The sequence below is a fragment of the Butyrivibrio sp. AE3009 genome (assembly GCF_000420845.1).
Lineage (GTDB): Bacteria > Bacillota > Clostridia > Lachnospirales > Lachnospiraceae > Butyrivibrio.
In genome coordinates this window covers 18570-29879 of the sequence record NZ_ATVS01000042.1, presented here as the reverse complement: position 1 = coordinate 29879, position 11310 = coordinate 18570, and the positions used below count along the sequence as shown (strand labels likewise).

9 protein-coding genes are annotated in these 11310 nt (G+C 44.4%); all 9 read left to right on the top strand.

The window, feature by feature from the left end; all coding sequences use genetic code 11:
- Positions 1-495 precede the first annotated feature (495 nt).
- The 9 genes from G588_RS0115830 to G588_RS0115790 all read left to right on the top strand — a co-directional run bounded on the left by G588_RS0115830 (position 496) and on the right by G588_RS0115790 (position 11310).
- Positions 496-2082 carry an NAD(P)/FAD-dependent oxidoreductase gene (locus tag G588_RS0115830; protein ID WP_022779691.1) on the top strand — a complete coding sequence of 529 codons (1587 nt, stop codon included), beginning with the start codon at positions 496-498 and terminating at the stop codon, positions 2080-2082.
- Positions 2083-2181: 99 nt separating this feature from the next.
- Entirely contained in the window at positions 2182-3120 is a 939-nt protein-coding gene (locus G588_RS0115825; protein WP_022779690.1) for a glycosyltransferase family 2 protein, read from the top strand.
- Between the two features lie 14 nt (positions 3121-3134).
- Positions 3135-4598 (top strand): MBOAT family O-acyltransferase, encoded by a 1464-nt coding sequence (locus G588_RS0115820; RefSeq protein ID WP_022779689.1) that lies wholly within the window; start codon positions 3135-3137, stop codon positions 4596-4598.
- A 24-nt stretch (positions 4599-4622) separates the two neighbouring features.
- Positions 4623-6116, top strand: a complete 1494-nt coding sequence (locus tag G588_RS0115815) for a hypothetical protein (protein WP_022779688.1) — start codon at positions 4623-4625, stop codon at positions 6114-6116.
- 14 nt (positions 6117-6130) lie between these two features.
- Complete coding sequence (gene udk, locus G588_RS0115810; RefSeq protein ID WP_022779687.1) at positions 6131-6751, top strand: uridine kinase; 621 nt, start codon at positions 6131-6133, stop codon at positions 6749-6751.
- A 14-nt stretch (positions 6752-6765) separates the two neighbouring features.
- On the top strand, positions 6766-7908 hold the full coding sequence (locus G588_RS0115805) for a DUF6077 domain-containing protein (protein WP_022779686.1): 1143 nt from the start codon (positions 6766-6768) through the stop codon (positions 7906-7908).
- 1 nt (position 7909) lies between these two features.
- Positions 7910-8698: a hypothetical protein gene (locus G588_RS0115800; RefSeq protein ID WP_022779685.1), complete on the top strand. Its 789-nt coding sequence runs from the start codon at positions 7910-7912 to the stop codon at positions 8696-8698.
- 12 nt (positions 8699-8710) lie between these two features.
- On the top strand, positions 8711-9499 hold the full coding sequence (locus tag G588_RS0115795; protein WP_022779684.1) for a LicD family protein: 789 nt from the start codon (positions 8711-8713) through the stop codon (positions 9497-9499).
- The gene (locus tag G588_RS0115790) at positions 9499-11310 is read left to right on the top strand and encodes an aminotransferase class I/II-fold pyridoxal phosphate-dependent enzyme (RefSeq protein ID WP_022779683.1); all 1812 of its coding nucleotides are present in this window, start codon (positions 9499-9501) and stop codon (positions 11308-11310) included. Before G588_RS0115795 ends, G588_RS0115790 begins: the two co-directional genes overlap by 1 nt.

The following is an 11310-nucleotide window of genomic DNA, read 5'->3' as shown; positions in this document are numbered from 1 at the left end:
GCTAGGTGGCAGCTGATGATCTACTTCGGTCAGAAGAAGATACTTGAACTTCAGGCTGCCAGCTGATTGTTCTTAGATTCTGAGCCCGAGGTATTAACCTAGCCACCGCTTTAGCGGCTTGTCCTTTATGGGACAAAAAATAACTGCTACACTGCTGCAAACGACGGAGAAAATCTGATTGTTCTTGAGTTCTTCGCCGTCGGTGATTAACCGTCAGCAGTTATTTTTTGTGCTGTCAAGGGTGGCGTCCGGCTACCTCAACCTATATATCTGCAATTTCCAAGGTTCATCTGAGCCTATTTTTTCTACTCAGTTTTTTCATAGATCATTTGACACTATCAAAATGAACTACAACCTATATTGTAACAAATTTGAGATTAAATGAAACATTTTGAGGGAGAAAAAGATATCATTTTAATTTGAAGAAATGGACTTACTGCGTTATACTACTTATGTTGTTTAATAGAGATACTATGTAAATCAGGGGAAAAATCAATGAAAAAAGCGCTAATTATCGGAGCAGGACCCGCAGGACTCACAGCTGCTTACGAACTTTTATCCAAATCCAAGGACTACGAAGTAGTTGTTTTTGAGGAGACTGAGCAGTTCGGCGGAATATCCAGAACCGTAAATTATAAGGGTAACAGAATGGACATGGGAGGACACAGATTCTTCTCCAAGGTTCCCGAGGTCAACGAATGGTGGGACAAGATGCTCCCTCAGCAGGGCTCACCCACATACGACGATATAGTACTGGGCAGACCTATGACCATGGCAGAGGGCGGTCCCGATCCGGAGAAGACAGACAGGGTTATGCTGAAGAGACACCGCGTATCCCGTATTCTCTTTGATTCCAAGTTCTATGATTATCCTATTTCACTTAAGGCAGAGACCTTCAAGAACTTTGGTTTCCTTACAACTCTTAAGGTTGGATTCTCATACATGGGCTCCGTATTCCACAAGAGACCCGAGGACAATCTTGAGAACCTTTATATCAATAATTTCGGTAAGAAGCTCTATCAGATGTTCTTCGAGTACTACACCGAGAACCTCTGGGGCAGACATCCAAGCGAGATCGACGCCTCCTGGGGCAAGCAGAGAACCAAGGGCCTTTCCATCTTCGGAATTATCAGAGACTATCTTGGAAGACTGTTTAAGGTTAAGAACCGTAAGGTTAACACTTCCCTTATCGAGGAATTCAAATATCCCAAGCTCGGTCCCGGTCAGCTCTGGGACGTAACCGCAGATGAGATCAGGAAGCTTGGCGGAACTATTATCATGAATGCCAAGGTTACAGGAATCCGCAAGGACGGCTACCACGTCAAGGGTATTACCTATACTCAGAACGGTCAGAGCATCGATATGGACGGCGATATTGTTATCAGCTCAATGCCTATCAAGGATCTGGTTGCAGGAATGAACGATGTTCCCGCAGACCCCGCAAGAATTGCAGCAGGACTTCCTTATCGTGATTACATGACTCTTGGTGTCCTTGTTCCCAAGCTCAATCTTGTGAACAAGACCAATATCAAGACCATCGGCAACATCGTTCCCGACAACTGGGTATATGTTCAGGACAGAACAGTTAAGATGGGACGTTTCCAGATCTACAACAACTGGTCACCTTATCTTGTCAAGGATCTCGAGCACACCGTATGGGTTGGACTTGAGTACTTCTGCTTTGAAGGCGATGACATGTGGAATATGACAGAGGATCAGTTCGCTAAGATGGCAATTGCAGAGATGGTATCCCTGGGACTTATCGACGATGCAGCTCAGGTTATGGATTATCACATGGAGAGAGTTAAGAAGGCATATCCTGCTTACTTTGACACCTATGATGAGATGGACAAGCTGGTTGCTTATCTTAATACCATCGACAATCTCTACTGCGTAGGACGTAACGGTCAGCACAGATACAACAACATCGACCATTCAATGTGCACATCCTTTGAGGTTGTTAAGAATATCCTTAGCGGCGCTACAGATCGCAGTAACATCTGGAATGTCAACACCGAGGAGGAGTATCACGAGACCAGTTCCGACAAGGAGACTGAGGACGACTCTGTAGAGATAGACTAATACACAAACATTAAATAATGCGGTGCGGTGTTTCATTGCACCGCACTTATTTCGTAGTAGCAATTTGTTTTTTGTAGTTTTATTTTAGAGGTTTTATTTATGAAAAAGATTAGTATTTTGATCCCATGTTTTAATGAAGTGGAGAACGTGGAAGGCATATCATCAGCCGTTGAGGAGGTTCTTAAGACAAAGCTGTCCTCCTATGACTATGAGATTGTTTTCATCGACAACGCCTCCACCGATGGCACAAGAGACAAGATAGAACAGATCTGCGCCGGCAACAGTAAGATCAAAGCAATCTTTAACGTCACCAATTTCGGCCAGTTCAATTCTCCTTTTTACGGAATGATCTCCCTTGACGGAGACTGCGTCATTCCTGTCTGCGCCGATTTCCAGGATCCCGTTGAACTCATCCCCGAATTTGTCAAAAAGTGGGAAGAGGGCCACAAGATAGTCAGCGGAGTCAAGTCCTCCAGTAAGGAGAACGGGTTTATTTATTTCCTTAGAACCATTTATTACAAGCTTATCAAGAATATGTCCAATGTCAGGATGATTGAGCATTTCACCGGCTTCGGGCTCTATGATAAGACCTTTATTGAGCTCCTTAGGAGCCTTCACGATCCCATTCCATTCATCAGAGGAATCGTTGCGGAGTACGGAGAGGGCTTCAACATGATCACCGTTGAGTACGAGCAGCCTAAGAGAAAGGCCGGCAAGACTCACAACAATTTCTATACCCTGTACGATGCAGCCATGTTGAGCATCACCTCTTATACCAAGGTGGGCCTTCGCCTCTGCACCATGGCGGGCTTTGTGATAGCTCTCATCGATATCATCGTGGCTTTGGTGTATCTGGTCCTTAAGCTGACCCACTGGTATAGTTTCCATGCGGGCTATGCGCCCATGATCATCGGAATGTTCATGATGGGAGCGATTCAGCTATTGTTCATAGGTCTTATGGGTGAGTACATTCTCAATATCAACACCCGTGTCATCGGAAGACCTCTTGTGGTAGAAGAAAAAAGGATTAATTTCTAAACTTTGGAGGAGCAATGCAGTTCATATCTTTTGGATTTTTGATATTCCTGCCCATAGTGGTTTTGATAAATCTCATAATCCCAAGAAAATGGCGATATGTATGGCTGTTTATTACAAGTGCCGCCTTTTACTTAAGTATTGATGTAAAGGGCTCGATAGTTCTTGTGCTGTCCATACTTACCACCTATTTTGCAGGACTTCTTTTGGACAAAGAGGGAGACAAAAAAGGCAGAGACAAACTTATCTTTGTACTTTGTCTTATTATCAACATCGGAATGATCCTGGTCCTTAAATACCTGGGCTTTTTCGAGAGAACTGTTTTTGGCATTATCGGGAAAGAAGCGCAGGACACTATAGCATCACGCATCATCGCACCGATTGGAATCTCCTTCTATGTGCTCAAGGCAATAAGCTATCTTATTGATGTCAAAAGAGGAGATCTTAAGGCCGAGAGAAACATAGTCAAATATGCGCTCTATGTATCCTTCTTCCCTCAGATTATATCGGGACCTATTGAGAGAGCAGGAGATCTCCTTCCTCAGTTTTCTTATCCGCTGTCCGTTGACTATGACAGATTAAGGGATGGCTCTATGCAGATGCTCTGGGGATATTTCCTCAAGCTGGTGGTGGCCGACAGACTTGGAATCTTCGTTAACTCCGTGTATTCGGGAAGCGGCACAAGCGGTCTTGTCACGCTTCTTGCCACGATATTCTATACCTTCGAGATCTACTGTGACTTTGGCGGGTATTCACATATTGCCATCGGAGCTGCCAGAATACTTGGCATAGATGTTATGAAGAACTTTGACAGCCCCTACCTGTCCATGTCAATCGCAGAGTTCTGGAGAAGATGGCATATATCTCTCTCGAGCTTTTTCAAGGATTATATCTATATCCCTCTTGGAGGAAACAGGAAGGGAACTGTCAGGAAATACATCAATATCATCATTGTATTTGCTGTGAGCGGTCTGTGGCACGGAGCGAATTACACCTTTATACTCTGGGGACTTCTCCATGCTGTGTATCAGATAATCGGGTTTGTTCTTAAGCCTGTAAGAGATGGAGCAGTTAAGCTCTTTAAGGTAAACCGAAGCTCTTTTTCACATGTGCTCTATAAGGTTATCGTTACCTTCCTGCTGGTTAATTTTGCATGGGTATTCTTCAGGGCTGACAGCGTTTCGCAGGCAGTGGGAATACTTAAGACCTGTATGCATCCCGCGCCCTGGGCACTCACAAGCGGCGAGTTATTTGCTCATGGCCTTAACGAAGCCAATATGCTGCTGGCGTTGATCGGCATCGGCATTCTTGTGATAGTCGACATCATGAATTACAAGGGAGTTGTGATCAGAGAGAAGATTATGGCTCAGGGAATATGGTTTAGATACCTTGTAGCCATCGCGGCGGTTTTGGTGATTCTGGTATGTGGTATCTGGGGTCCCGGCTACGATGCAGCCAGCTTTATTTACCAGCAGTTCTGATAAAAAATACGAAAACAGGTGCTTATGAAAACTAAGATTTTGAATTTCTGTAAAGCGGCAGTTTTTTTCCTACTCCTTGCAGTCTGCATTCTGGCAGCGACAGTGGTGGTGAGAAGAAAAGAGAGCAGCTATAAATACGCAGACTTTTTTGACAAAGCCAAAAACGATCAGATTGATGTGTTGTTTATGGGCTCCTCCCATGTGATCAACGCAGTTAATCCCGCAACTCTGTACAGGAACTACGGCATAACCGCCTACAATATGGGAGGCCATGGCTCCGTAATGCAGGCCACTTACTGGGAGCTCATTGAGGCGCTGGACTACTGCAAGCCCAAGTGGGTTGTAGTTGATGCCTATATGCTTGAGAAGGACTATCAGTATCTTGATGTGATGGAGGAGAATGCAGATCCCGGGGATATCAATACCTCTGTGGAACAGCTCCATCTCAATATGGATGCATGGCCTCTTGGCAGGCTCAAGATTGCGGCAGTGAACGATCTTATCAAAGACCCGGACAAGAGAAATCAGTTTTTGTTCGATTTCATTGTATATCATGACAGATGGAGCGAGCTTGACGAAAATGACTACAGAGCTCTTACGGGAAATGCTGACAGGAATCAGCTTTTTGGAGCTGAGATGAGATATGATGTTGAGAAGACTCCGGTTACTTACCCGGATCCTCAGGAGGGAGCTCTTTTATCGGGGCACACCGTGGGACAGGAGTATCTTCGCAAGATCATCGATGAGTGTCAGAGAGACGGTATAGGAGTTGTTGTTACCTATCTTCCCTTCTGCGCAGATACAGACGACAAGATCGCAGCAAACAGTGCAGGCGCTGTCGCAGGTGAATATGGCGTGCCATATATTAATATGCTTGATAAGGATATAATAGATATTAGGACGGATCTCAACGACACAGGACACCTTAATGCCTCAGGCGCCGAGAAGGTAAGCAGGTTCTTGGGACAGTGGCTTACAGACAACGCTGACCTTGCAGATCATAGAGGAGATGCTTCCTACAGTGACTGGCAGAACAAGGCAGATGCTTACTACGGTAGCATTTCGGATATGGCAGCATCGGAAGACGATCTGTACACGGAGCTTGAACTTCTATCTCTTAATGAGGTATCAGGAATTGTCTACTTCAATCAGGGAAGCGGAGCCTTCCACGATGATACTCTGAGGAAAATGGTGAGTAACATCGCAGGAACAGACACCATCTATCAGGCTAACGGCCCCTACATCCTTATAAACGATGTGGGAAGCGGCAAGACCTATGAGGCCTTTGATGACGGATTTTTGGGAGGCGTTCCCACGGCTATGGGTAACTTAATTTATCAGCCTGTAGAGGCAAGATTCAGGTTCCTCTATGCCGAAGAGAATGAGGAAATGAATTACCTGTATGACGATGAGCACGCTGACTTCGATATTCAGGTCATCACCTATGACCCGGCCAGCGGAGAGGTCCTGACCCACAGATATTACAGGTCCTATGGAAACAGATACAGAACGGATTAAAGGAAAGGAATATTATGAGCGAGAAGATTTGTATAGTTGGAATAGCCGGAGGAACAGCTTCAGGAAAGACCACAATAGTACGTAAGATAAAGGAGAACTTTGGAGACGATATTGTTGTCATCAATCACGACTCCTATTACAAGGCCCATGACGACCTTTCCTATGAGGACAGATCAAGACTTAACTACGACCATCCCGCTTCTTTTGACACCGATCTTATGATCGAGGATATCAAGAAACTCAAGAACAATCAGGAAATTGACATGCCTGTTTATGATTACACAATCCATAACAGGTCAGATGCCACTGTCCATGTTGTTCCCAAGAAGGTAATCATCGTTGAAGGCATTCTTATCCTTGAGAACAAGGAACTCAGGGACCTTATGGACATCAAGGTCTTCGTTGAGACCGATGCCGACGAGAGACTTATGAGAAGAATCAGACGTGACATGGTGGAGAGAGCAAGATCCATCGACTCAATTCTTATGCAGTACAGAGAGACTGTTAAGCCCATGCACGAGCAGTTCGTTGAGCCCAGCAAAAAATATGCCGACATCATTATTCCAAGAGGCGGTGAGAACACCACCGGAATCGGCATCCTTCAGGAGCACCTTAAGCTCGTAATGTCTAAATGAGAGGATAGTTACCAATGCTTTTAATTCTATGGCTTTTGATTGTTCCGATGCTGATCGGAATATTACTTAACGGCATACTTCCCATATTCAGACGCACCGTGGGCATTACCTTCATACTGGGATATCTTGCTTATTTCGGACTTTTTGAGATCATTGCCATCCCTTGTATGACGAGGATTACCTATGGAGCCTTCGGATACTGTTACAGATATTTTTTCGCTTCTTCAATTGTGCTGGCGGTTCTGGGACTTACAAGACTCATACTTGTGCTTGTAAAAGAAGGACCAAGCTTTTTATCGGTATTTCCGGGAGATACCCATGCGGGAGCCCGTGAGCTGATGAGCCCAAGGTCTGATCCCAAGGGGCTTAAACTGGATTATTCAGTGGAGGCCAGGATCTATTGGGGTATCTTTTTTGTGCTTTTAGCGGTTCAGATGGTGCTGGCAGTTGTTATGTCCAGCTTTGACGGCGATGATGCCTATTATGTGGTTGAATCCCTGCTGGCTCAGCAAGTGGATGTTATGAACACAATTCACCCCTATACGGGTATTTCCACCAGCCTGGATATCAGACATGCCTTTGCGGTTATAACAATGTGGATTGCCTTTGTGGCAAAGGGCAGCGGAGTTCATTCGACCATAGTAGCTCACAGCATCATTCCGCTGGTTGTTATTCCTTTTGTGTACCTTGTTTATGTTGAGATAGGAAGAATCCTTTTCAGAAGAAGACAGGAAGTTATCCCTGTATTCATGCTGGTGGTATCCTTCCTTATGATGTTTGGAAATGTGTCAATATATACCCCGGCCACCTTCTTTCTCATGAGAACCTGGCAGGGTAAGGCTATGGTGGCCAACCTGGTATTTCCCCTTATTCTCTGGATCTTTTTATGGCTCCTTGAGGATATCAGAGAAACCTCAGGAAACGGGAAGCTCACCTGGATGCAGAAGGTGGCGCCCTGGTTCATTCTTACTCTTGTAAATATGCTTTCCGGCATCTGCAGCTCCTTAGGAATAGTCTTCGGAGGAGGTCTGGTAGCTCTTTATACACTGGTACTGTTGTTTTTTAGAAAAAAATGGACATGTCTCTTGGGCGCTTTTGTCAGCGTGATACCAAGTATGATATACGTGCTTGTTTACATGTCTTTACGGGGGGCCTGATATGTACGGAATTTTTATGGAATGCTGGGTGGCCCTTAAGCTATACGGCGGTAACGGAGTGCTGCTGGTACTGTTTTTGGCAGCGGCCATCTATCTTACGTTCAAAGAAGAAAATATCAAAAAGAAGGTCATGTTGGGAATCCTCCCCCTTGTTGTATTGGCGGGATTTCTTTTCCCTGTGACCAAGATTGTTTATGTTGCTGTGTTTAATAGCGATGGAGGCGATACATATTACCGGGTGCTGTGGCTTATTCCCATGTATGCGGTAATAGGTTACGCAGCCTGCAAACTCATCTTTTCTTTTAAGAAAAAAGCGGTTTCACGCATTGTAATGGCGCTTATACTTGCGGTTATAGCAGCCGGCGGCTCACTGGTCTATCTCAATCAGTATGTCTCTGTTGCCCAGAACCTGTACCACATTCCGGATAATGTGATAGAGATCTGCGACAGGATAACCCCTGATGAGGGAAAGCCTCGTGTCAGGGCGGCGTTCCCTTCTGAGCTGGTTCATTTTGTAAGGCAGTATGACACAAATATCCTTATGCCCTACGGCAGAGAGATGCTGGAGCCCGGGAAGGACTACTATAACCCTGTTTTTGAGGTTATGGAAAAGCCAAAGGTCATAAATGCCGAGGAACTTGTGAATGCCACAAGAGAGACCAAGTGCAGCTATATCATTCTTGCCAATGACAGAAAAATAGATACAGACCTTACAGAGCTTGGACTTAAGGTGCTGGATACCGTGGGAAAATATATTATCTACGTGGATCCGGAAATATTAGAGAATTGATGGAAGATTTATATGAAAAAAGCAGAATCGATAACCGAGCTTCACAATATTCTTTATGACATGTTGCTGGATGTTGACAGGATCTGTAAAGAGAACGACATCCGGTATTTTCTTGCTTTTGGCACAGAAATCGGCGCCGTAAGAGACAATGCCTTTATCCCCTGGGATGATGACATAGACATAAAGGTTATGAGAGAAGACTATGAGCGCTTTAAAAGTGCCATGAAAGCAAACCTTAAGGCGCCCTATAAGTTCACAGAGCCAATAGATAACAAGCCTTATTTCTTTGATTTCGTTCCAAGAATAATTAACACGCAGTATATTTTGAAAGAGACAGGAAGCCTTCAGAATCACCCTGCTGTGGACGTTTTTCTTGTGGACCGCATACCGGATGGCAAGGCCCTTAAGAAAATGTATTTTAAGCTGAAGGTGATACATGCCCTTAGCATTTCCAAGAGGGAAAGAATAGATTATAGCGATTATAAAGGCCCTCAGAAGCTTGGAATATTTTTTATCGGCCTGATAGGCAGACTTTTTTCCCTGGAAAAGCTTATCGGAATGTATGACAGGCAGCAGAGAAAATACGAAAATGTTAAGACCCCTTGCAGGTTCACAAGTAATTTTGCCTTTGGAATTCAGGCACTGTACGACTTTGATACCTACGAGGAAGCCACCATGGTTCTTCTGGAAAAAGACAAGTTCCCCTGTCCCAAAGATTATGACAGGGAGTTAAGGCTCGTCTACGGAGACTATATGACACCCAAAAAGATGGGAATAGTACACTTTGAGGAGAACGAATAATGCAGGCAATAATTCTGGCAGCCGGAATGGGTAAGAGATTAAAAGAACTCACCCAGAATAATACAAAATGTATGGTAAAGGTCAACGGAGTATCTCTGATAGAGAGAATGCTTGGCCAGCTTGAAAAAAAGAACTTGTCCAGAATAGTCATTGTTGTTGGCTATGAGGGCAGGAAACTTATTGACTATATCGGAACGCTGGGAATAAAGACACCTATTGAGTATATCGATAATCCCATCTATGACAGGACCAACAATATATATTCATTGTCCCTGGCCGGGGACTATCTTCTGGAAGAGGATACACTTCTTTTTGAATCGGATCTTATATTTGAGGACAGTGTTCTTGATGCTCTTATAGAGGATCCAAGGCCGACACTGGCCCTTGTTGACAAGTATGAAGCCTGGATGGACGGAACCTGTGTCAAACTCTCTGTGGATGACAGCATCGAGGCGTTTATTCCCGGTAAAAAATTCAAATTTAACGAGATAAAGGATTACTACAAAACTGTAAATATATATAAATTCAGCAGGCACTTTTCACAGACCCACTATGTACCGTTCCTTTCGGCATATCAGGCTGCTCTGGGTCAGAACGAATATTACGAACAGGTGCTCAGAGTTATAACCATGCTGGATGATCCCGAGATCAGGGCAAAGAGGCTTGATGGCCAGAGATGGTATGAGATTGACGATATTCAGGACCTGGATATCGCAGAGTCGATCTTCACTCCCGATGAAGACGAAAAGGTAAGGCTTCTTCAGGGACGCTATGGCGGATACTGGAGATATCCTAAGCTTTTGGATTTCTGCTACCTGGTAAACCCATATTATCCTCCGGAGAAGATGAAGGATGAGATCAGGGCAAATTTCGATACTCTTTTGACACAGTACCCTTCGGGAATGCGTGTGAACAGCCTTCTGGCGGCCAAGAATTTCGGCGTCCACACTGAGAATATACTTGTGGGCAACGGCGCCGCGGAGCTGATCAAGAGCCTTATGGAGAACTTTGAGGGAAAAACAGGATTTATCCGTCCTACCTTTGATGAGTATCCAAACCGCTATGACACTGACTCTTCTGTTAATTTTGTGCCGGAAAACAAGGATTATTCCTATACCTGTGATGACATTATGAGCTTTTTCGCAGACAAGGATATTAAGAACCTTGTGGTAGTTAACCCGGATAACCCAAGCGGCAATTATATACCTAAAAAAGATCTTCTTCGCCTTATTTCCTGGGCAGGAGAAAAGAACATAAAGCTTGTCATTGATGAATCCTTTGCGGATTTTTCAGACGAGCCGGACAACACCCTTATTGAGCAGAGTATTCTTTCGGAAAACCCGCATCTTTTTGTGATGAAGAGTATCTCCAAGTCCTATGGCGTTCCGGGACTTAGGCTCGGGGTTCTGGCATCCGGAGATATCAGGGTTATAGCATCCATGAAAAAGGATGTGGCAATCTGGAATATCAACTCCTTTGGTGAGTTTTATATGCAGATTGAAGAAAAGTACAAGAAGGACTATGCAGAGGCTTTAAAGAAGTTCAGGGATGAGAGAAAGCGATTTGAAGAGCAGCTTTCAAAAATAAACAAGATCAGGGTGATCCCTTCACAGGCCAACTTTGTAATGGTACAGCTGGATGATGATATTTCACCTAAAGAGCTACTTAAAAAGCTCCTTATAAAGCATAACCTTCTTATCAAGGAACTGACCACCAAGACCAATGGCCACAATTACCTTCGCCTGGCGGTAAGAAACACTGAGGATAACGATATTCTGCTTGCTGCGCTTAAGGAAGAAATAGGAGACTGA